This is a genomic window from Microbacterium sp. CIAB417, from assembly GCF_022788845.1.
Map to the genome: position 1 here is coordinate 649,493 of NZ_JAHZUT010000003.1, position 20,774 is coordinate 670,266.

At 68.0% G+C, this 20,774-nt stretch carries 16 protein-coding genes and 1 tRNA gene; 6 read left to right on the plus strand and 11 right to left on the minus strand.

Annotation, left to right across the window (positions count from 1 at the left end; all coding sequences use genetic code 11):
- Positions 1–55: 55 nt before the first annotated feature.
- Positions 56–970, minus strand: a complete 915-nt coding sequence (locus tag KYX17_RS15480) for an AEC family transporter (protein WP_243227839.1) — start codon at positions 968–970, stop codon at positions 56–58.
- Positions 971–1,139: 169 nt separating this feature from the next.
- Between KYX17_RS15480 and KYX17_RS15485 the strand changes: the two genes are divergently transcribed.
- On the plus strand, positions 1,140–1,748 hold the full coding sequence (locus KYX17_RS15485; RefSeq protein WP_243227840.1) for a hypothetical protein: 609 nt from the start codon (positions 1,140–1,142) through the stop codon (positions 1,746–1,748).
- Positions 1,745–2,371: an RNA polymerase sigma factor gene (locus tag KYX17_RS15490; protein ID WP_243227841.1), complete on the plus strand. Its 627-nt coding sequence runs from the start codon at positions 1,745–1,747 to the stop codon at positions 2,369–2,371. The genes KYX17_RS15485 and KYX17_RS15490 overlap by 4 nt, the downstream gene beginning before the upstream one ends.
- Positions 2,372–2,450: 79 nt before the next feature.
- Here KYX17_RS15490 and KYX17_RS15495 read toward each other — a convergent pair whose 3' ends face one another.
- Positions 2,451–2,957, minus strand: coding sequence for a GNAT family N-acetyltransferase (locus KYX17_RS15495; RefSeq protein WP_243227842.1), 507 nt, complete (start codon positions 2,955–2,957; stop codon positions 2,451–2,453).
- Positions 2,958–3,001: 44 nt separating this feature from the next.
- Here KYX17_RS15495 and KYX17_RS15500 point away from each other — a divergent pair, with 44 nt between their 5' ends.
- The gene (locus KYX17_RS15500; protein WP_243227843.1) at positions 3,002–3,334 is read left to right on the plus strand and encodes a hypothetical protein; all 333 of its coding nucleotides are present in this window, start codon (positions 3,002–3,004) and stop codon (positions 3,332–3,334) included.
- On the opposite strand, the gene KYX17_RS15505 is transcribed toward KYX17_RS15500, so the two are convergent.
- The gene (locus tag KYX17_RS15505) at positions 3,309–4,271 is read right to left on the minus strand and encodes a DNA glycosylase AlkZ-like family protein (protein WP_243227844.1); all 963 of its coding nucleotides are present in this window, start codon (positions 4,269–4,271) and stop codon (positions 3,309–3,311) included. The two genes, KYX17_RS15500 and KYX17_RS15505, sit on opposite strands and share 26 nt — an antisense overlap.
- Positions 4,272–4,490: 219 nt before the next feature.
- On the opposite strand from KYX17_RS15505, the gene KYX17_RS15510 reads away from it, so the two are divergent.
- Positions 4,491–5,048 (plus strand): dihydrofolate reductase family protein, encoded by a 558-nt coding sequence (locus KYX17_RS15510; protein ID WP_243227845.1) that lies wholly within the window; start codon positions 4,491–4,493, stop codon positions 5,046–5,048.
- Here KYX17_RS15510 and KYX17_RS15515 read toward each other — a convergent pair.
- Genes KYX17_RS15515 through polA form a run of 4 tightly spaced genes read right to left on the minus strand, consistent with a single transcriptional unit; the run spans position 5,026 to position 11,279 of the window.
- Entirely contained in the window at positions 5,026–5,787 is a 762-nt protein-coding gene (locus KYX17_RS15515) for an SGNH/GDSL hydrolase family protein (RefSeq protein WP_243227846.1), read from the minus strand. The genes KYX17_RS15510 and KYX17_RS15515 overlap by 23 nt on opposite strands.
- Before the next feature lie 44 nt (positions 5,788–5,831).
- The gene (locus KYX17_RS15520) at positions 5,832–6,869 is read right to left on the minus strand and encodes an LLM class flavin-dependent oxidoreductase (protein WP_243227847.1); all 1,038 of its coding nucleotides are present in this window, start codon (positions 6,867–6,869) and stop codon (positions 5,832–5,834) included.
- Between the two features lie 55 nt (positions 6,870–6,924).
- Positions 6,925–8,601, minus strand: a complete 1,677-nt coding sequence (locus tag KYX17_RS15525; protein WP_243227848.1) for a DUF885 domain-containing protein — start codon at positions 8,599–8,601, stop codon at positions 6,925–6,927.
- Positions 8,602–8,633: 32 nt separating this feature from the next.
- Positions 8,634–11,279 carry a DNA polymerase I gene (gene polA, locus KYX17_RS15530; protein WP_243227849.1) on the minus strand — a complete coding sequence of 882 codons (2,646 nt, stop codon included), beginning with the start codon at positions 11,277–11,279 and terminating at the stop codon, positions 8,634–8,636.
- A gap of 53 nt (positions 11,280–11,332) precedes the next feature.
- On the opposite strand from polA, the gene KYX17_RS15535 reads away from it, so the two are divergent.
- Entirely contained in the window at positions 11,333–11,764 is a 432-nt protein-coding gene (locus tag KYX17_RS15535) for a hotdog fold thioesterase (protein WP_243227850.1), read from the plus strand.
- 23 nt (positions 11,765–11,787) lie between these two features.
- Here the strand turns inward: KYX17_RS15535 and KYX17_RS15540 are convergent, their stop codons facing one another.
- Positions 11,788–12,402, minus strand: a complete 615-nt coding sequence (locus tag KYX17_RS15540; protein ID WP_137416998.1) for an ANTAR domain-containing response regulator — start codon at positions 12,400–12,402, stop codon at positions 11,788–11,790.
- Between the two features lie 201 nt (positions 12,403–12,603).
- Here KYX17_RS15540 and KYX17_RS15545 point away from each other — a divergent pair.
- Positions 12,604–12,689, plus strand: a tRNA-Leu gene (locus KYX17_RS15545).
- Positions 12,690–13,201: 512 nt separating this feature from the next.
- On the opposite strand, the gene pyk is transcribed toward KYX17_RS15545, so the two are convergent.
- From pyk to gltB, 3 genes are read right to left on the minus strand one after another with little or no spacing between them, the layout of a single operon-like run.
- Positions 13,202–14,647, minus strand: a complete 1,446-nt coding sequence (gene pyk, locus KYX17_RS15550; RefSeq protein WP_243227851.1) for a pyruvate kinase — start codon at positions 14,645–14,647, stop codon at positions 13,202–13,204.
- 50 nt (positions 14,648–14,697) lie between these two features.
- The gene (locus tag KYX17_RS15555) at positions 14,698–16,164 is read right to left on the minus strand and encodes a glutamate synthase subunit beta (protein WP_243227852.1); all 1,467 of its coding nucleotides are present in this window, start codon (positions 16,162–16,164) and stop codon (positions 14,698–14,700) included.
- On the minus strand, positions 16,157–20,746 hold the full coding sequence (gltB, locus tag KYX17_RS15560; protein WP_374208960.1) for a glutamate synthase large subunit: 4,590 nt from the start codon (positions 20,744–20,746) through the stop codon (positions 16,157–16,159). Before gltB ends, KYX17_RS15555 begins: the two co-directional genes overlap by 8 nt.
- Positions 20,747–20,774 lie beyond the last annotated feature (28 nt).

Here is a 20,774-nt window from a genome sequence, read left to right on the forward strand (position 1 = left end):
GATCCCACCGTAGCGCGGCGAGGCGCCGCAGGGGAGTGGCGCTGGACGCGGCGCGTCACAGCAACAGGACGATCCCCAACAGCACGGGCACACTCCCCACGGTCGTGAGGAAGATCGTGTCTCGCGCGACCGTCTCGCCGACGCTGTAGCGCTGTGCGTAGTTGAAGACGTTCTGCGCCGTCGGCAGGGCCGCCAGCACGGTGACGATCAGGACCTCGTGCGCGGAGAGTCGGAAGAGCGTCGCCACAGCCCACGCCGCCGCGGGCATCGCAACCAACTTGAGCGCGCTCGCGATCAGCACCTCACTGCGGCGGCCGGCGTCGGCGAGAACGCGCTGGCCGTGGAGCGAGATGCCGTAGCTGATCAGAAGGACGGGGACGCAGGCATTCGCGATAAGCAGCGCGGGCTCCAACACGATCGTCGGAAGCTCGACGTCCGACAGCGACACGAGCGTGCCGAGTGCCGAGCCGATCACGATGGGATTGCGGGCGGTTCGCCCCAGTACGCGCCAGAAGGATCTGGTGCCGGTGGTGGCAGCATCCAGGATCGCGAGCGCGATGGGCGTCAACAGCAACAGCTGCATGAGGATGACCGGCGCCGGGTATGCGGCGCTGCCCAGGAGGTACAGCGACAGCGGGATTCCGATGTTGTTGGAATTGACCTGACCCGCCGACAGCGCGGAGATCGTCGCATCCGCCACGGAGCGTCGCCACACGAAGCGCGAGAGCAGCCATTGCAGCCCGATGATCACGGCGGCGGCGATCGTGGACACCGGAAGCAGTGCGGAGAACAGCGTCGTGATGTCCGCCTGGCTGAGCACCGTGAAGAGGAGGAAGGGCGAGAGAACGTAGAACGTGAGCCGGCTCAGCACGTGCCGTGCGTGCGGACCGAGCAGATCGATACGTCCGATGATGTAGCCGACGATGATCGCGGTTCCGACAACGGCGAACCCGGTCAGCGTCTCCAGCACGTCTTCAGCCTATGGGTCGCCTGTGCGCAGAGCCGCCCACTCCGACGGACACCGAGGTCAATTACCGATAATGCACATTATGTCATTTACGAGTGAGGGAGAACGTGTGTGAGACGGTTCGGCTCCTCCCCTGCATGTCTTACAGAGAAGGAGTAGTAAGGGAGTCACAGTGACGCACGACACAGAACGGGAACTCGCATCCGCTGATCCTCTCGCAGGCCGCGCGGATGACGCACTTGCTCCGCTGCTGCACGGGATGATCTCCGACGCCCGTGCCGCATCCACGGACGCTCCCGCATCACGCCGCCGCTGGTGGCGACGGCGTAGGATCCTGCTTCCCTTCGGGCTGGCCGGCGCCGCCATCCTGACGGGTGCCGTGTGGCTGCTCCCGCTCGGGCTCTCCGTCAACGGAACGCCTGTTGATCTCGACGTCGTGATCCCGATCACCTATACCACCGACACCGGCATCACGGTGAGCTGCCGTTACGGGATCTACTTCGGCGAGCCCGAGAACCGGACCGCAGTGGATGAACGACTCGTTGCATTCGTCAAAAGCCATGACTGGAGCGGAATCGGGCAGAGGATCTATGACCAAGCAGTGGCGCACCCATTCGTGCCGGGGCCGGACAGCGATCTGCAAGTGGATACCCCTGAGGTCCGCGACAGCTTCTCATTCTCGCAAGCCCAGGATCTCATCTGGCAAGAGATCCCGGCCGCGTTGCGGGAGCCGGGTTCGAGCGCGGGTGCGACATCGGACTGTGCAGGACGACTGCATTGACGACGAACCCAGCGACCAATCCGCCGTCCGACGAGCGGACGCGGGCAGTGTTGGAAGCCAACGCCGCAGATGTGCTTCAGTACTTCCAACGGCGTGTCCATGACCGCGAAGACGCTGCAGACCTTCTCGGTAGTGTGCTTCTCGTCGTTTGGGAGAAGCACACGCGCCTGCCGGAAGATCCTGAGCAAGCACGGATGTGGTGCTTCGGCGTTGCCCGCAATGTGATGCGGCGCTATTACCGCCACCAGACGAAGCAGATCGGACTCGCGGACCGTCTGAGAGACCACCTCCGGGCAACCGCCGTCCTCGACAACGCCGCCAGCACCGCGGCCGAGGCACGAATTCGCGACCACGAGGTGAGAGCTGCGCTCATGTCTCTCGACCGGAAGACGCGCGAGCTCGTCATGCTCGTTCACTGGGACGGCTTCCTCATCGCGCAGGCTGCGAGGATCCTCGAGGTGAACGAGTCCACGGCGCGCACACGCCATCAGCGGGCACTCCGGCGCTTGGAGCAGATTCTCGCAGTCGAGTCAACGAACAGGCTCCGGCAGCACGGCCTGGATGCCGATCCGATCGGCTCGTCGTTACCGCTCCCCCCTGCGCCGTTGCGCAGAGGCTCGTGATCTGTCCGGACACGCCGATGAGAGCGCTCCCCCTACCGCTCCGACCGCGTGCCGGAGTCAGCTCTGCTCATCCGAGCAGTTACCGCGGAAGATCGACGCCCATCTGTACGCACCGCCCGAAACGGTCGAGTCCGAGCCGCGTCTCCGTCTCGACCAGCATGCGATGGACGTCGCCGGACGGCACTTCAATTGCGAACCCCGCGCAGGCGTAGAACGGCGCGTTCCATGGAACATCGGCGGAGGTCCGAAGCGTCAACCTGGCGTATCTGGCCCGGCGTGCCGCATCCTTGGCTGCTTTGATGAGCGCGCGTCCGATGCCGCGGCCGCCGAAGGCGGGCAGCACGGACACCTGTTCGAGATGCGCCCCGCCGTCAAACTCGATGATGTGAACGAAACCGACGACAGTCTGGGCCTCCCCTTCGGCGACGAGAATGATGCCCCCGTTGGCGAGGCGCTCGGCACTCGTTGGTGCGGGGTGCCACTGGTCTGGCTGGAGAAGATCCACCAGGAGCGTGTCGGCCTCGTTCTCGATTCGCTCGAGGAGCGGGAGATCGGCGGCCCCCACCGGGCGGATCTGCACAGACATCCCTTCGCCCGAGGTCGCCCGCGGCGCCGACTACTGTCGAGAACATGCCGCCCGATTCCACGCCTGCCACCCGACGGATCGAGCTCGATCTGCGCAAGCCCCGGTTGGCTCTGTACGCGGTGCGTCCCACCGTCGTGATCGACGGCCGCGGACAGCCGGTGCAGTGGGGACGCGGAACCTGGCAGGTCTCGGCAACGCGATCCGAGCGGATCGGCGTGTTCCTGTTCAACCGCGTCTGGCGTTTCGGATCGGCCGCCATCGACCTCGAGCCCGAGACAGCGGGACCGTTGGTGTACCGCGCACCGTTGCTGCCGTTCGGACGAGGACGACTGTCCTCGTCGATCACTCCCTCTACATCGTCCTCATCCGCCAGCTGAGCTCTCGCTGCAGCACCTCGGAGAGACGGGCGACCCCCGCCGCGAGGTCTTCGCTTCCCGGTGGCCGCACCTCCTCGAACAGCTCGACATCCACGCTCCCACCCTCGAGACGCCACACGCCGCGCACTGCTCCCCCGGCGACGAGAGGGCGGCCCCCGCGACTCATAAGTGCACGACGCGTCCCCGGCACGATCGGCGCGAAGTCGGTGCCTCCGGCGAACAGCCAGGGATCGAACGCGGGTAGGAGCGCCACCGTCTCGGACGGTGTCGCACCCATGAGTTCCTCCGCATCCTCGGCGCGTAGATAGGCCCGCTCCCCCGCCACCGTGACGGTTGTGATCGAGTCGAGCTCGTCGAGCCACTCGCGTACGAGCCGTCGACGCACGGTCAGGCCCGCCGTGAACCATGCGTGCAGTTGCGTCTCCGTCGCCGGCGCGTAGGCGGCGAGGAAGTCGCGGACGGCGCGCGGCCCTGCCTCGGCGAGCGAAGACGTCCCCCTCCAGCCGGCGACACCGTCGAAGGATTGCACGGTCGCCTCGCCGTCGATCGTCGGACCGAGTCGCAGGTCCCCCTGCCAGGCGAACGGCTTAATGAAGGTCCACGACGGATGCGTGAACGCGTCACCGAGGTGGGCGAACGCCGGAACCGGCGTGACCCGTTCGGCAAGCCGTCGCCGGGTCAACAGGCCCGCGGCCAGGGCCGAGCGGACGCAGGCGCGAAGCTCCAGCCATTGCGCGGGCGTCAGCCTGTAGAAGCTCTGCCAGCTTCGCCTCTCCCACTGCCGCCCGGCGGCGCGAAGCGCCAGCAGGTCGGCCGCCGCGCGTGGGGTGGTGAAGGCGGTCGCCCCACCGGCCGCGAACGTACGGATGACATCCGGGCTCGAGAGCAGAGTGTGGGCCGCATCGACCGTGCCGCCCGCAGAACGCACCGCTAGCACGTGGGCAGGATCTCCCGACCACGCGGGGATCGCGAGGAGACGCGTGAGAACCTCTCGAACTGACTCACGGGGTTCGCTGAGTCCCTGGCGTGCCATCCGCCAACCGAGCGCGCTCTCCCACGAGACGTCCACAGTGCCATCGTAGGAAGGATCGGGACGCGGCACACCATGGACCGTGAGGGGCCGAGGGATGTCGGACGCCCCACATACGGTGACACCATGGTCCGCTACGTCTACGGCACCGCATCCACTCTCGACGGCTTCCTCGCCGACGATGCGGACAGCCTGGAATGGCTGCTCAACGTGCCCAGCGCCGATGACGCCGGCGCGTTTGCAAGCTTCCTCGACAGTGTGGGCACGCTGGTGATGGGATCGACGACGTTCGACTGGGTGTATCGGCACGAGCGCCTCGACGAACACCCCGAGCGTTGGCACGACGCCTACGCGGACCGCCCCGCGTTCGTGTTCAGCTCACGTGAGGTGGCACCCGCGGCAGGGGCTGATGCACGGCACCTCCGTGGACCCGGCTCGTCGCATCTCGCAGAGTTCGAAGCAGCGGCCGCGGGGCGGGATGTCTGGATCGTCGGCGGTGGCGACCTCGCTGGTCAGTTCGCCGACATCGGCCGCCTCGACCGCATCATCGTGACCTACGCTCCGGCGGTCCTCGGGTCGGGACGTCCGCTCCTGCCCCGTCGCCTGGACTACACGCGGTTGCGTGTGGAAGAGGCCGCTACGGACGGGCCTTTCGCGCAGGTCACGCTGTCGGTGTCACCGTGACCCAGTCGCCGAACTTCGGCACTCGGCCGTCGCCTGACGACCGGCCGGTCAAGCGACGCTGAACCCAGGGCCCCACGTGCGTGCGGTAGTACGCCAGGCCGGAGCTCGTGCGCGCGGCGGACTCGCTGGGAAGCGACCACCACGAGGGATCCGGCGTCTCCCCGAGGGACTCGAGCACGCGAGCCGCCACGCGATGATGGCCCCGCGCGCTCATGTGCAGGCGGTCGTCCGACCAGTAGCCTCGCGACGACAACTCTCTGTCGGGCCAGTTCAACGCCTGGACGACGTCCGGTCGGTTCTCGATGCGAGAGACGACCGCGGCCGAGAGCTCGTCGCCGCGACGCTGGATGAGGCGCCCCATCGGCAGGTGCGGCGCGGGATTCGCGCCGCTGAGCACGATGAGCGTCACTCCCTCCTCGTCGCACCGGCGCAGCACCTGGTCGAAGGCATCCGCCACGTGCGAGATGGCGGTCCGCGGGCGCAGCATGTCGTTACCACCGCCGTTGAACGAGAGATGCGTCGGCCTCAGCGCGAGCGCGGGCTCCAGCTGCTCGGCGACGATGGGCCAGATCAGCTTTCCGCGGATGGCGAGGTTCGCGTAGGAGATCTCATGACCGAGCGAGTTCGCCCAGCCCTGCGCGGTGAGGTCCGCCCAACCGCGCACACGACCGTCCGGAAGCTCGTCACCGACTCCCTCGGTGAACGAATCGCCGATCGCGACGTACCGGATGTCGGGCACGCGTTCCCCTGTTCCGCCGGCTCTCCGTGCCGGACCCGTCGAGCCTACTCGTCGCCCTCGGCCAGCAGCTCGCGCACCCGCGGGGCCACCTCTGTGCCGTAGAGCTCGATCGAGTGCAGCATCTTCTCGTGCGCGAGCGTGCCGTTCGAGAACTTCAGGTCGAACCGGTCGATCCCGAGGGTCCGCACGGTGGCCGCGAGCTTGCGCGCCACGGTCTCCGGCGATCCGGCGTACACGGCGCCGTCGGGACCGACGTCGTTCTGGAACTGTGCGCGGCTGTACGGGGGCCAGCCGCGCTCGCGACCGATCGCGTTGCGGTTCGCCTCCATCGCCGGATACATCTCGTCCCACGCCTGCTCGTCCGTGTCCGCGACGTGACCCGGCGAATGGACGCCGACGGGCAGGCGCTGCGCGCCCATCGCGTCGCGCGTGCGGTGGAAGAGGTCCACGTACGGACGGAATCGTGCCGCTGCTCCCCCGATGATCGCGAGCATCAAGGCATAGCCATGGTGCGCGGCCCGGACGACCGACTCCGGTGAGCCGCCCACGCCGACCCACGCGCGGAAGCCGTTCTCCGTCTTGGGGAAGACGTCGGCGTCCTTCAACGCGGCGCGGGTACTCCCCTGCCAGGTCACCGGTCTCTCATCGCGCAGCCTGCTGAACAGATCGAGGCGCTCGTCGAAGAGCACCTCATAATCGGCGAGGTCGAAACCGAAGAGCGGGAAGGATTCGATGAACGACCCGCGCCCGAGGATCACCTCCGCACGCCCGTTCGAGACCGCATCCAGCGTGGCGAAGCGCTCGTACACGCGCACGGGGTCGTCTGAGGAGAGAACCGTCACGGCGGTGCCGAGGTGGATGTCGCGCGTTCGTGCGGCCGCGGCGGCGAGCACGATCTCGGGGCTGGAGACCGCGAACTCCTTGCGATGGTGCTCCCCCACGCCGAAGAACGCCAGCCCGACCTCGTCGGCGCGCACGGCCTGCTCGACCACGTTGCGAATCGTCTGCGCGTCCGTCAGCGGCACGCCCTGCGCGTCCGCGGTGACGTCACCGAAAGTGTCCAGTCCGAACTCCACGGTCATCGCGACCACCTTTCATTCAGACGGATACAACTCGCGGGCGAGCGCCGTCATTCCCTCAATGATCGCGCAGCGCGTTGCGCAGCGTGTCGAGACCGACACCGCCGATGTCGAGAGCCCGCTTGTGGAACAGTTTGATCGAGAAGGCGTCGCCCTGCGCCTGACGCGCATCGTCTCGGATCTGCTCCCAGATGCGCTGACCGACCTTGTAGGAAGGTGCCTGCCCCGGCCACCCGAGGTAGCGGTTCACCTCGAACTGGATGAACGCGTCCGGCATGTTGACGTTCTGCCGCATGAACGCGAGAGCGAAATCGTGGTCCCAGACGCCGGCGCCGTCCGGACGCTGCTTGCCCAGGTGCACGCCGATGTCCAGCACGACGCGGGCCGCCCGCATCCGCTGTCCGTCGAGCATGCCCAGGCGGTCGGCGGGGTCGTCGAGGTACCCCAACTGCTCCATGAGGCGCTCGGCGTACAGGGCCCAGCCCTCGGCGTGTCCGGAGGTTCCGGCCAGCAGACGCCGCCAGGAGTTGAGCTGCGCGCGGTTGTAGACGGCCTGCGCGATCTGCAGGTGGTGCCCCGGGACGCCCTCGTGATACACGGTGGTTAGTTCGCGCCACGTGTCGAATTCGGTGACCCCCTCGGGCACCGACCACCACATGCGGCCCGGCCGGGAGAAGTCGTCGGTCGGGCCCGTGTAGTAGATGCCGCCCTCCTGCGTCGGAGCGATCATGCACTCGAGCGTGCGGATCGGTTCCGCGATGTCGAAGTGGGTGCGACCGAGCTCGGCGACCGCACGGTCGCTCGTCGCCTGCATCCACTCCTGCAGCGCGCGGGTGCCGTGCAGCTTGCGCGAGGGGTCCGCCTCCAGGTGCGCGACGGCCTCAGCGACGCTCGCGCCGGGCAGGATCTCGTTCGCGATGGACTCCTGCTCGGCGACCATCCGGGCCAGTTCCTCGATGCCCCACTCGTACGTCTCGTCGAGGTCGATCTCGGCGCCCAGGAAACGACGCGAATGCAGGGCGTAGAGCTCCCGGCCCACCGCATCCTGGTCGCCGGCCACCGGGGCGAGCTCCGCAGACAGGAAACGTGCGAGATCGTCGTACGCGACGCGGGCGGCGCCCGATTTATCGGCGAGTTCGCGAGCGAGGGATGCGGGCAGTTGTCCCTTGTCGGGGGCGGCATCTCCGGCGAACGTCGCGAAGAACCCGGTCTCCGCGGTGTACCGCTCGATCTGCGTGACGACCTCCAGCACCTGGCGGCGCGCGGGGACTGTTCCCGCCGCGATCCCCGCCCGAAGTGTCGCGATGTAGCCGTCGATCGCCGAGGGCAGGGCGTGCAGACGGCGGGCGACGACCTCCCAGTCCGCGATCGTGTCGGTGGGCATGAGATCGAACACCGACCGGATGTCCTGTGCGGGGGATGCGATGACGTTGAGGTCGCGCAGGCCCGCCTCGGCCTCGTGCAGTTCGAGGTCCAGGCGCAGCTCGCGCGACAGGTCCGCCTTCGTGACGGCGTCGATGTCGTCGACGGGCTCGGCCGCATCGAGGTCGGCGAGAGTGCGGCGGGCTGCCTCGGCGTAGCGCTCGGCCCCCTCGGGCGAGTAGTCCCCGAATCGGTCGTTGAACTCGAACCGACCGATGTACGTAGCGGTCGTGGGCGACAACTCGGCCACGGTGTCGACCCACGCGTCGGCGATGGTGTCGATGGGAGTGGTGGGGCGGGACGTTTCACTCATGGATTCGAGCCTACGCCGACGGTCGGAGCCGTTCAGTGCCCGGCCGCGTTCCAATCAGCGCCGCGGCCGATCTGCACGTCGAGCGGGACCGTGAGCTGCGCCGCATCCCCCATGCGCGCACGCACGATCTGCTCGGCCTGGTCCCACTCTCCTGCAGCGACCTCGACGACGAGTTCGTCGTGGATCTGCAGCAGCACGCGCGAGGCGAGTTGACGCTCCTGGAACTCGGCGTGGATGCGGAACAGCGCGATCTTCATGATGTCGGCCGCGCTCCCCTGGATGGGGGCGTTGAGCGCTGCGCGCTCCGCATTCTCGCGCAGCACCCGGTTGGGGCTGGCGAGGTCGGGGAACGGACGACGCCGCTGGAAGATCGTCTCGGTGTAGCCGTCTTCGCGGGCCTTCTCGACGGAGGCGCGCAGATAGTCGCGCACCGCACCGAAGCGCGCGAAGTACTCCCCCATCAGCTGCTTCGCTTCGGACTGATCGATGCGCAGCTGCTTGGAGAGCCCGAACGCGGACAGGCCGTAGACGAGACCGTAGGACATCGCCTTGACCTTCGTGCGCATCTGCGGTGTGACCTCCTCCGGGGCCACGCCGAACACGCGCGCACCGACGAACCGGTGAAGATCCTCCCCCGTGTTGAACGCTTCGATCAGCCCGGGATCTTCCGACAGGTGCGCCATGATGCGCATCTCGATCTGCGAGTAGTCGGCCGTCAAAAGCGTCTCATAGCCCGCGCCCACCTGGAACGCCGAACGGATGCGGCGGCTCTCCTCGGTGCGGATCGGGATGTTCTGCAGGTTGGGGTCGGTGCTCGAGAGCCGGCCCGTCTGCGAACCGGTCTGCAGGTAGGTCGTGTGGATGCGTCCGTCGGCGGCGATCGCCGCGTCGAGCGTCTCGATGATCTGACGCAGCTTCGTCGCCTCGCGGTGCTGCAGCAGCAGGTCGAGGAAGGGGTGCGGGTGCGACTCCTGCAGGTCGGCGAGGACGGCCGCATCCGTCGAGTAACCGGTCTTCGTCTTGCGGGTCTTGGGCAGCTGGAGCTGCTCGAACAGCACCTCCTGCAGCTGCTTCGGCGAACCGAGGTTGACCTCGCGATCGATCGCCGCGTAGGCGCGCTGCGCGAGGCCGTCCGCGCGCTCGGCCAGTTCGGCCGAGAAGCCTGACAGCACCTCGTGCGACACGGCCACGCCCGCGAGCTCCATGTCGGCCAGCGCGAGCAGGGTGGGCAATTCGATATCGGTGAGCACGGAGGACGGACCGTCGCCCAGAGCGGCACGCAGGGGCTCGGCCACCCGGATCGTGTACCACGCCAGCTGGCCGGGCGTCGCCCCCTCGGTCTCGGGCACGAGCTGCGACGGATCGGCCTCCGGGAGCTTCTCGCCGAGGTAACGGTCTACGAGGTCGCCGAGCGATTTGTCGGGAAGGCTCGGACGGATGAGCCAGCCGGCGAGGAGCGTGTCGAACGCCACGCCGGCGACCGTGAGTCCCGCACGCCGGAGTGCCTTCACCTGGCCTTTGGCGTCGGTGAAGGTCTTCGGGCGAGCGGAGGCGAGCCAGGGCGCAAGGGCGTCGGCGACGCCGTCGCTCCACCCCGCCTCGATCACCGCGTCAGCGCGGGCGAGCCCGATCCGCGTAGGTACGGAAGCGCCCAGCACGACGGTCACCCCGATCTCCGCGTCACCGGCCTCGTCGAGCCACGCGGTGAGCATCGCGGGGTCCGTCGCCTCCACGGGAGACGGGGCCGCGACGACCGGTGCCTCGTCGGCGACGGCGCCGGCCGCATCCGCTCCGGTGGCCTCGAACACGCGCGGCAGCAGCGTGCGGAACTCGAGCCGGGCGAAGATGTCGCGCACGCCCTGCGCGTCGATCGGACGCACGGCGAGATCCTGCGGCGTCACCGGCAGCTCGACATCGCGCAGGAGACGGTTGAGCGCGCGATTGCGACGCACGTCGTCGATGTGCTCGCGCAGGTTGTTGCCCACGACGCCGGTGACCTTGTCGGCGTTGGCCAGCAGCTCGTCAAGGGATCCCCACTGCGTGAGCCACTTCACGGCTGTCTTCTCGCCGACCTTGGGAACGCCGGGCAGGTTGTCGCTCGTCTCCCCCACGAGCGCCGCGATCTCGGGGTACTGCGCCGGGGCCACCCCGTAGCGCTCGCGCACCGTCTCGGGGGTGTAGCGCTTGAGTTGCGAGACGCCCTGCACGCTCGGGTAGAGCAGCGTGACCTCGTCGGTGACGAGCTGGATGGTGTCGCGGTCGCCGGAGCAGACGAGCACGTCGTAGCCCGCAGCGACTCCTTCGGTCGCCAGGGTGGCCAGGATGTCGTCCGCCTCGATGTCCTCCTTGGTCAGCACCGTCACGTTCATGGCGCGCAGGCACTCCTGCAGAAGGGGGATCTGCCCGGAGAACTCGGGCGGGGTCTCACTGCGGGTCGCCTTGTACTCGGGGTACTCACGAGTGCGAAACGAGACGCGCGAGGTGTCGAACGCCACCGCGAGATGCGTCGGCTTCTCGGCCTTCAGAAGGTTCACGAACATCGACAGGAAGCCGTAGACGCCGTTGGTGTGCTGGCCGTCCTTCGTCGTGAAGTTGTCGACGGGAAGGGCGTAGAACGCCCGGAAGGCGAGCGAGTGGCCGTCGACGACGAGCAGAGTAGGCTTTTCGGAGTCCGTCACCCTGACAGCCTAGTAAGGCCTGCGGACACGACACCCCGGAGCCCAGGAGCAGCATGACCGCGCCCGAGTACACGATCGATCCGCTGGAATGGGTGACGCGCCGCGGCACGGGCGCCCTCGCTGACAAGATGGGACTCGAGTGGCTCGCGTTCACGGCTGAGCGCGCCGTCGCACGCATGCCCGTCGAGGGCAACACGCAGCCGGTGGGTCTCTTCCACGGCGGCGCCTACGTCGTGCTGGGTGAGTCGCTCGGCTCGATGCACGCGAACTACCTCGCCGGCCCCGGGCGCCTCGCCGTCGGGGTCGACATCAACGCGACGCACACACGCTCGGCCACATCCGGGTTCGTCACGGGAGTGTGCACCCCCCTGCACGTCGGGCGCACGCTGATGGTGCACGAGATCGTCCTCTCGGACGACGCGGGGCGCCGCTGCTCGACCGTGCGCATCACGAACCTCGTGAAGGACACCGCCGGAATCGCCTGATCGATCGGATCAGGCGGGGCGCGTCACTTCTTGGGAGCGAGCTGCTCGATGATCGCCTTGGCGACGTCCTGCATCGTCAGGCGGCGGTCCATCGACGCCTTCTGGATCCAGCGGAACGCCTCGGGCTCGCTGAGGCCCATCTTCTCGTTCAGCAGGCCCTTGGCACGGTCGACGAGCTTGCGGGTCTCGAAGCGCTCGACCATGTCGGCGACCTCGGCCTCGAGCGTGATGATCTGCTCATAGCGCGCCAGCGCGATCTCGATCGCGGGCAGCAGGTCGTTCGGCGTGAACGGCTTGACGACGTAGGCCAGAGCCCCTGCCTCGCTCGCACGCTCCACGAGCTCCTTCTGGCTGAAGGCCGTCAGCAGCACGACGGGGGCGATGTGGTTCTTGTTCAGCTTCTCCGCGGCGCTGATGCCGTCGAGCTGCGGCATCTTGACGTCCATGATGACGAGGTCGGGACGCAGATCCGTGGCGAGCTGCACGGCGGTCTCACCGTCTCCGGCCTCACCGACGACGTCGAAGCCGTTGTCGCGGAGGATCTCGACGATGTCGAGGCGGATGAGCGACTCGTCCTCTGCCACCACCACGCGGCGGGGTGCGGTCGGGTTGGTCGCGGCGGTTTCCTGCTCAGTCACCTTTGAATCCTACGGCACGCGGGCAGTCCACATCCGGATGCGACACCGCCGACGGCGCGGATGCGGCCGTCGGCGGGCGTCGGCGGGCGTCGAGGCGATCTTCCGCCCCCGAGGAAAACGCTCGACCGGGCCGCAGAGCCCGACGGCGGGCCGCGGTCGGCCGGTGCGATAAGGTCGAATCCGGCCACCTGCGTGGTCGATGCCGGCGTGGCGGAATGGCAGACGCGACCGACTCAAACTCGGTTACTCGAAAGGGTGTGTGGGTTCGACTCCCACCGCCGGCACCAACATCTTGTCGCGGTCGCGCGTGCCCTTCGTGTCTCACTTGTGCACGCCTGCGGCCCTCGCGACGTGAACGGTTGAGACACGCACCACCGGGTCGGCGCCAGAGTGGCTCCGTGTCTCACTTGTGCACGCGCGCGGCGCTCACGTCGTGAACGGTTGAGACACGCATCCGGTGCGCGGTGTCCCGGGGTGCTTCGTGTCTCACTTGTGCACGCCTGCGGCGCTCGCGACGTGAACGGTTGAGACACGCACCACCGGGTCGGCGCCAGAGTGGCTTCGTGTCTCACTTGTGCACGCGCGGGGCCCTCAGGACGTGAACCGTTGAGACACGCATCACGGTGCCGCACACCGCGAGTGCGCCGCGTGCCCTGCGCACGCGCCCTACGCACGAGCACGCGGCACGCGCACAAGGCAAGAGCGCAGGGCACGAGCGCAGGGCACGCGCACGGGGCAGCGCACCGCACAGCAGAAGGGACCTCCCCTCAGGGAAGGTCCCTTCTGTGCACCTCGCGGGTTACTCGCCCGACCAGATCGGGGCGCGGCCGTTGACGGCGTCACCGATCTTGTGGATGCGGATGTCGTTCGTCGACCCTGCGATTCCGGGAGGGGAACCGGAGATCACGACGACCTTGTCACCCTCCTTGGCCAGACCCTTGGACAGGAAGAACTCGTCCACCTGCATGAACATGTGGTCGGTGTGCGGCACGTGCTCCACCAGCGCCGACTGGATGCCCCACGTCACGGCCATGCGACGACGGATCGCCGGGTCCGGCGTGAACGCCATCATCGGGATGCTGGGACGCAGGCGCGACATGCGACGAGCGGTGTCGCCGGACTCGGTGAAGATGCAGAGCCAGCTCGCCTCGACAAACTGCGCGACCTCCATCGCAGCCAGGGTGATCGCGCCACCCTGCGTGCGCGGCTTCGTGTTCAACGGAGCGATGCGGTCGAGTCCGTGCTCCTCCGTGGAGGCCACGATGCGCGCCATCGTCTCGACGACGCCGACCGGGTACTTGCCGACGCTGGTCTCGCCCGAGAGCATGACCGCGTCCGCGCCGTCGAGGACGGCGTTGGCGACGTCGCTCGTCTCGGCGCGAGTCGGGACCGGGTTCTCGATCATGGACTCGAGCATCTGGGTGGCCACGATGACCGGCTTGGCCATTCGACGGCACAGCTCGACGGCGCGCTTCTGCACGATCGGCACGGCCTCCAGCGGAAGCTCCACACCGAGATCGCCGCGAGCGACCATGATGCCGTCGAACGCGTCGATGATCTCCTCGAGGTTGTCGACGGCCTGCGGCTTCTCGATCTTGGCGATGACCGGCACACGCCGACCCTCTTCCGCCATGATCTCGTGCACGCGGTTGACGTCCTCGGCGTTGCGCACGAACGAGAGCGCGATGATGTCCGCACCCGCGTTCAGACCCCAACGAAGATCGGCCTCGTCCTTCTCCGACAGTGCGGGGACGTTGACGGCCACACCGGGGAGGTTGATGCCCTTGTTGTTGGAGACGGGGCCAGCGACGACGACCTTCGTGGTGACGACGGTGCCGTCGGTCTCGACGACCTCGACACGAACCTTGCCGTCATCGATCAGAAGGAAATCACCGGGCTTGACGTCCTGCGGGAGGCCCTTGAAGGTCGTCGAGACGATCTCCTTGGTCCCGAGGATGTCCTCGACCGTGATCTTGAAGATGTCACCCACGGCGAGCTCGTGAGGGCCGTCGGCGAACTTGCCGAGGCGAATCTTGGGCCCCTGCAAGTCGACGAGGATCGCGACGGCGGAGCCGGCGTCCTCCGCGGCACGGCGCACGTTCGCGAAGTTCGCGTCGTGGACCGAGTAGTCACCATGACTGAGGTTGAGGCGGGCGACGTTCACACCTGCGTCGATGATCGCGCGGACCATCTCGTAGGAGGAAGTTGCCGGGCCTAGGGTTGCGACGATTTTCGCGCGTCTCATCCGAGTTCGAACTCCGGGTCTTTTAGCGATGAAGGGGATGCAGGTTAAGCCTACGCGGGCTGCAACCCGATCGCGATATCGGTGGGCCGTACAGGCGCCGGCAAAGAGGTCGAACCCATCAGGTAACGGTCGACGGATGCGGCGGCCGCACGCCCCTCGGCGATCGCCCACACGATGAGCGACTGGCCGCGACCCGCATCGCCCGCCACGAACACGCCGGGCGTGGTCGTCTGGTAGGCGTCGTCGCGCTCGACGTTGCCGCGCGAGGTGAACTGCGTGTGCAGCTGACCCTCGAGCTCCGTACGCTCCGGCCCGGTGAATCCCATCGCAATGAGCACCAGGTCGGCCGGGATCTCGCGCTCGGTGCCGCTCTTGGGCACCCGGCGGCCGTCGACGTACTCGGTCTCGGCCACACGCAGCGCGCGCACCTCGCCGACCTCGTTCGAGAGGAACTCGACGGTGGAGGCCAGGAAGACCCGCTCGCCGCCTTCCTCGTGCGCCGACTGCACCTCGAAGATCGTCGGCGTCGTCGGCCAGGGCTGCGCATCCGGGCGGGATGCGGGGGGCTGCTTGCCGATGGCGAGGTTCGTCACGCTCAGCGCGCCCTGACGGTGTGCGGTGCCGATGCAGTCGGCGCCGGTGTCGCCGCCGCCGATGACGACGACGTGCTTGCCCTCCGCGCTGATCTGCGTGTGGAGCTTCTCACCCGCGACTGCGCGGTTCGACTCGACCAGGTACTCCATCGCGAAGTGCACACCGGCCAGGTCGCGACCGGGGATGGAGAGATCGCGCGGCACTGTCGAGCCGGTGGCGACGACGACCGCGTCGTACCGGCTGCGCAGCTCGTCCCACGTGATGTCGCGGCCGATCTCGACGCCGGCGCGGAACCGCGTCCCCTCGTCCTGCATCTGGCGCAGGCGAAGCTCGAGGTGGCGCTTCTCCATCTTGAAGTCCGGGATGCCGTAGCGCAGCAGACCACCGATGCGGTCGTCGCGCTCGAACACCGCGACCGTGTGACCGGCACGGGTCAGCTGCTGAGCAGCAGCGAGGCCCGCAGGGCCCGACCCGACGACGGCGACCGTCTTACCGGTCAGCCGCTCCGGCGGCTCCGGCTCGACCCATCCGTGCGAGAAGGCCTCGTCGATGATCGAGACCTCGACCTGCTTGATGGTCACCGCGGGCTGGTTGATGCCCAGCACGCAGGCGCTCTCGCAGGGAGCGGGGCACAGCCGTCCCGTGAACTCCGGGAAGTTGTTGGTGGCGTGCAGACGCTCGATGGCGCTGCGGCCCTCGCCGCGCCAGGTGAGGTCGTTCCACTCCGGAATGAGGTTGCCCAGCGGGCACCCCTTATGACAGAACGGGATGCCGCAATCCATGCACCGGCCTGCCTGCCGGCGCAGCACCGCCGAGTCACCGGGCTCATAGACCTCTTTCCAGTCCATGATGCGCACGGGTACGGGGCGGCGCGCGGGCAGCTCCCGCTCCGTTACCTTCAAAAAGCCCTTGGGGTCAGCCACCGGTCACCTCCATGATGCGGCTCCACACGATGTCGCCGTCGGGGTCCAGCCCCTCCGCCAACGCCTCCTCGCGGGTCTGCAGCACCGCTGCGTAGTCGCGCGGCATGACCCGCACGAAGTTCTTCACTTCCTCCTCGAAGTTCTCGAGGAGCGATGCCGCCAGAGACGATTCCGTCTCCGCGGTGTGACGCTCGAGCAGGTCGCGCAGGATCGCGGCGTCGCCGGATCCCAGCTCGCCCAGCTCGAGCTCGCCCGAGGCGAGCGATTCGCGGTTCACCAGGTTCTCGTCGAGGCGGTAGACGTAGGCCGTGCCGCCCGACATCCCAGCGCCGAGGTTGCGTCCGGTCGTGCCGAGGATGACGGCGAGACCGCCCGTCATGTACTCCAGCGCGTGGTCGCCGACACCCTCCACGACCGCTGTCGCACCCGAGTTGCGCACCAGGAAGCGCTCACCGACGACGCCGCGCAGGAACATCGTGCCCTGCGTCGCGCCATAGCCGATGACGTTGCCCGCGATCACGTTCTGCGAGGCGTCGAAGCTCGAACCGCGCGGCGGACGCACGACGATCTGCCCACCCGAGAGGCCCTTGCCGACGTAGTCATTGGAGTCGCCCTCGAGGCGCAGCGTGATCCCCGCCGGCATGAAGGCGCCGAAGGACTGACCGGCCGACCCGGTGAGGTTGACGATGATCGAACCGCTCGGAAGTCCGTTCGCGCCCCGTGCCTTGGTCACGTGGTGACCGAGCATGGTGCCGACGGCTCGCTCGGTGTTGCGCACCGGGAGGGTGATCTCGACCGTACCGCCGTGGGCGATGACGTCCTGCGCACGTTCGATGAGCGCCACGTCGAAGTGCTTTTCGAGCTCGTGCAGCTGCTCACGGGCGTTCCGGCGCGGCTCATCCTCGGCGAACGCGGGACCCTCGAGGACGGGTGCCAGGTCGAGGCCGCTGGCCTTCCAGTGCTCGATCGCACCGTTGACGTCCAGCAGCTCGTTGTGCCCGATCGCCTCGTCCAGCGAGCGGAACCCGAGCTCGGCGAGGTACTCGCGCACCTCCTGAGCGATGAACTCCATGAAGTTGACGACGAACTCGGGCTTGCCGGTGAAGCGCTCCCGCAGAACCGGGTTCTGCGTCGCGACTCCCACCGGGCAGGTGTCGAGGTGGCACACGCGCATCATGATGCAGCCCGAGACCACGAGCGGTGCGGTCGCGAATCCGAACTCCTCGGCACCCAGCAGCGCACCGATGATCACGTCGCGGCCGGTCTTGAGCTGTCCGTCGACCTGCACGACCACCCGGTCGCGCATGCCGTTGAGCATCAGCGTCTGCTGCGTCTCGGCGAGACCCAGCTCCCACGGGGTTCCTGCGTGCTTGAGCGAGTTGAGCGGGCTGGCGCCCGTTCCCCCGTCGAACCCGGAGACCAGGATGACGTCGGCGAGGGCCTTCGCCGTCCCCGCGGCCACCGCGCCGATGCCCGACTGGCTCACGAGCTTGGCATGCACACGCGCCGAAGGGTTCGCGCGCTTGAGGTCGAAGATGAGCTGCTTGAGGTCTTCGATCGAGTAGATGTCGTGGTGCGGAGGCGGCGAGATGAGCCCGACGCCGGGCGTGCCGCCACGGGTGCGCGCCACCCACGGGTACACCTTCTGCGGGGGCAGCTGCCCGCCCTCGCCGGGCTTCGCGCCCTGCGCGAGCTTGATCTGGATGTCGTCGGCCTCGGTGAGATACAGGCTCGTGACGCCGAACCGGCCCGACGCCACCTGCTTGATGGCGCTGCGCCGCTCGGGATCGAGCAGACGTTCGACGTCCTCGCCGCCCTCGCCCGTGTTCGACTTGCCGCCGATGCGGTTCATCGCGATCGCGAGGGTCTCGTGCGCTTCCTTCGAGATCGAGCCGTAGCTCATCGCACCGGTGGAGAAGCGCTTCACGATCGCCGAGATCGGCTCGACCTCGTCGATCGGCACGGGAGGCCGGACGCCGGTGCGCAGGCCGAACATGCCCCGCAGCGTCTTGAGCTCGCTCGCCTGGTCGTCCACGAGTTTCGTGTACTCGCGGAAGATGTCGTAGCGACGCTCGCGAGTGGCGTGCTGGAGCCGGAAGACGGTGTCCGGGTTGAAGAGGTGCGGCGAACCGTCGCGACGCCACTGATACTCGCCACCGGTCCACAGCCGCTCGTGCGCACGCGCGGCCGCATCCTCGGGGTACGCGAAGGCGTGGCGTGCCGCGTTCTCGGCCGCGATCACGTCGAGGCCCACGCCGCCGAGCTTCGACTCGGTGCCGGTGAAGTAGGACGCGATGAATTCCTCGGAGAGACCGACCGCCTCGAACACCTGGGCGCCCGCGTACGACGACACGGTGGAGATACCCATCTTCGACATGATCTTGAGAACGCCCTTGCCAAGCGCCTTGATCAGGTTCTTGACCGCCTTCTCCGGCGAGATGCCCGTGATGAACCCGGCGCGCACGAGGTACTCGACGCTCTCCATCGCCAGGTAGGGGTTCACCGCGGACGCGCCATAGCCGATGAGGGTGGCCACGTGGTGCACCTCGCGCACGTCACCTGCCTCGACCACGAGACCGACCTTCATGCGGGTCTCGTTGCGGATGAGGTGGTGGTGCACGGCCGCGAGCATCAGCAGTGACGGGATGGGTGCCAGGTCCGCGTTGGAGTCGCGGTCGCTGAGCACGATGAACTCGGCACCGTCCTCGATGGCACGGTCGACCTCGGCGCACATCTGCGTGAGGCGCTTCTCCATGCCCTTCGCGCCGGCCTGCACGCGGTAGAGGCCGCGGATCGTGGCAGAGGTGCGCCCCGGCAGGGCCGTGTCGATGTGCTGGATCTTCGCGAGCTCGTCGTTGTCGATGACCGGGAAGTCGAGCGTGACCGTGCGCGCGTGCTCCGCGCCCCAGCTCAGCAGGTTCGGCTCGGGGCCCAGTCCCAGCGAGAGCGAGGTGACGACCTCCTCGCGGATCGAGTCCAGCGGCGGGTTGGTCACCTGCGCGAACTGCTGCGTGAAGTAGTCGAACAGCAGCCGCGGGCGGTCGCTGAGAACCGCGACGGGAGTGTCGCTGCCCATTGCACCCAGCGGCTCTGCACCCGTCTGACCCATGGGCGTGAGGAGGATGCGGACTTCCTCCTCGGTGTACCCGAAGGTGCGCTGACGACGCGTGATGGAGGCGATGGGGTGCACGATGTGCTCGCGCTCCGGAAGCTCCGAGAGGCGCACGCGACCGGCATCCAACCACTCCTGCCACGGCTGGAGCGTCGCGAGCTCGTTCTTGATCTCGTCGTCCTCGATGATGCGGCGCTGTGCCGTGTCAACGAGGAACATGCGACCGGGCCGCAGCCGGCCGCGGCGCTTGATGCGCTCGGGCTCGAAGTCGAGCACACCGGTCTCGCTGCCGATGACGACGAGTCCGTCGGTCGTCTCGGTCCAGCGTCCCGGACGCAGGCCGTTGCGGTCGAGGGTGGCCCCTACGACGGTGCCGTCGGTGAAGATGAGTGCGGCGGGGCCGTCCCATGGCTCCATCTGCATGGAGTGGTACTCGTAGAACGACCGCAGCTTCGGGTCCATGTCGGGCTGCTTCTCGTACGCCTCCGGGACCATCATCATGATGGCGTGCGGCAGGCTCCGGCCCGTGAGGGTGAGAAGCTCGAGCACCTCGTCGAAGGATGCGGAGTCGCTCGCACCGTCGGTACAGATCGGCAGGAGCGGACGGATGTCGCCCAGCACCTCGGACTCGAGCTGCGACTGGCGCGCCCGCATCCAGTTGCGGTTGCCGTTGACCGTGTTGATCTCGCCGTTGTGAGCGACCATCCGCAACGGCTGCGCGAGCGGCCACGACGGGAACGTGTTGGTCGAGTAACGGGAGTGGACGACGGCCAGCTCGGAGGCGAAGCGCTCGTCCTGCAGGTCGGGATAGAAGGGCTCCAGCTGCAGGGTCGTGACCATGCCCTTGTATCCGAGCGTGCGACTGGACAGCGAGACGAAGTAGGCGTCGAGTTCGTTGCGGGCGCGCTTGCGCAGTCGGAACACCCGACGGTCCAGGTCGATGCCGCTGAGCGCGGGCGCGTCGCCCACCGCGGGGCGGGAAAGGAACACCTGCTCGAACGCCGGTCGCGCTTCGAGGGCCAGCTTGCCGAGGTGCTCCTCCTCCGTGGGCACCTCGCGCCAGCCGAGCACCACGAGGTTCTCGCTCGCGGCGATCCGCTCGATGCCGGCCTTCTGCGCGGCGCGCTCCTCACCGTCGCGCGGGAGGAACGCGAGGCCCGCCGCGTACTCCCCCACCGGCGGCAGGTCGAAGTCCACGACGGCGCGCAGGAACGCGTCCGGCATCTGGGTGAGGATGCCCGCGCCGTCGCCGGTTCCGGCGTCGGAGCCGATTGCGCCGCGGTGCTCCAGGTTGCGAAGCGCCGTCAGGGCGAGATCGATGATGTCGTGGCCCGCCTCGCCGCGAAGAGTCGCGACCATGGCCAGACCACACGCATCCTTCTCGAATGCGGGGTTGTACATGCCCTGCTTGGCAGGGAAGGCGCCGAAGCCCGGAGATCCGGGGGCGCTGTGACGGGGGCTCGAAGCCATACCAACCGTCCTCGATTGTTGCTGTTGC

Excerpts from the sequence above, each read along its gene's own strand:
- KYX17_RS15500 (WP_243227843.1), top strand. The coding sequence starts at position 3,002 with ATGCCGCCCGATTCCACGCCTGCCACCCGACGGATCGAGCTCGATCTG.
- gltB (WP_374208960.1), bottom strand. The coding sequence starts at position 20,746 with ATGGCTTCGAGCCCCCGTCACAGCGCCCCCGGATCTCCGGGCTTCGGC.
- KYX17_RS15495 (WP_243227842.1), bottom strand. The coding sequence starts at position 2,957 with ATGTCTGTGCAGATCCGCCCGGTGGGGGCCGCCGATCTCCCGCTCCTC.
- KYX17_RS15535 (WP_243227850.1), top strand. The coding sequence starts at position 11,333 with ATGACCGCGCCCGAGTACACGATCGATCCGCTGGAATGGGTGACGCGC.
- KYX17_RS15510 (WP_243227845.1), top strand. The coding sequence starts at position 4,491 with ATGGTCCGCTACGTCTACGGCACCGCATCCACTCTCGACGGCTTCCTC.
- KYX17_RS15520 (WP_243227847.1), bottom strand. The coding sequence starts at position 6,869 with ATGACCGTGGAGTTCGGACTGGACACTTTCGGTGACGTCACCGCGGAC.
- pyk (WP_243227851.1), bottom strand. The coding sequence starts at position 14,647 with ATGAGACGCGCGAAAATCGTCGCAACCCTAGGCCCGGCAACTTCCTCC.
- KYX17_RS15525 (WP_243227848.1), bottom strand. The coding sequence starts at position 8,601 with ATGAGTGAAACGTCCCGCCCCACCACTCCCATCGACACCATCGCCGAC.